The following is an 891-nucleotide window of genomic DNA, read 5'->3' on the forward strand; positions in this document are numbered from 1 at the left end:
CCCAAATCAAGCATTTTTCGAGCCAAGTTATCAGAGTCTGGCTGATATTCACCACGTTCTATACGAGCTTTTACCTCATCGACGCGGCTTTGGTTTACTTCAGGCAGTGATTTAATCTCTGCTTCAATGCGAGCAAGATTTTGTGCCGAGGAGCTAAAGCTAACGCTGTCTTTAGCATTTTCGCTTGAAGGGGGCTGCCCTTGAGCGGGGTTACTAATGCTCTCAACAGACTTTCCAGCCTGATTTCGTTTGGGGCCATCTGTGCGATTAGAGCCAATGCCATTTATATCAATATTCATGGTGATGCATCCTTAAATCTTTCTATGCCTAATATATCGGCATGCGATCTTAATACTTTAGCTAAATCTTACAGTAAATTATGTTTTTTTCTAAAGTGTTATTATTACAAGGCCGGGCTCACTTACGCGAGCCTTTACAACACGCTTCGACTGCAGGTTTTGTACGGGTATTTGCTGCCCCAACGCCCCGTCAGTCATAGCGGTGCCGTTCATTCTAACCGAAATTGCACTATTGCTGGCAACGATTACAACATTATCGCCGCGCTTAACCAGCTTTGGCGGTGTTAAATGGCCAGGTTGAATTGTTGATCCGGGCCTAATTGAGCGCCGAGCTACCATACCTTCGACGTCAGATAGCTGTTGATAATGTGAATAGTGTGTTCGGTTAATAACTATTTCTTCTAGGTTGATGTCATTTATAGAGATCACTTGGCCACGCCGGATACCCCCCGTTGCGACAACTGTATGAGCGTAAAGGTCGAATTCTGAGCCAATATAGAGTTTCCAAGGTTTAAGACCTTCGCAGCGAATCTCGATTGTTATTCGGTTTTGTGTGAGAGGAGGGCGATTCAGCTTAAGTTGTGGCTGCTCG

General features: G+C 45.0%; 2 protein-coding genes. Both read right to left on the reverse strand.

The annotated features are described in order from the left end of the window. A partial coding sequence (gene flgM, locus A3735_RS01075) for a flagellar biosynthesis anti-sigma factor FlgM (protein ID WP_068507233.1) occupies positions 1-299 on the reverse strand: 299 nt, incomplete at its 3' end. Between the two features lie 90 nt (positions 300-389). Continuing rightward, the coding region (gene flgA, locus A3735_RS01080; RefSeq protein ID WP_068637404.1) for a flagellar basal body P-ring formation chaperone FlgA at positions 390-891 on the reverse strand (502 nt) is incomplete at its 5' end.

Source organism: Oleiphilus sp. HI0061 (assembly GCF_001635675.1).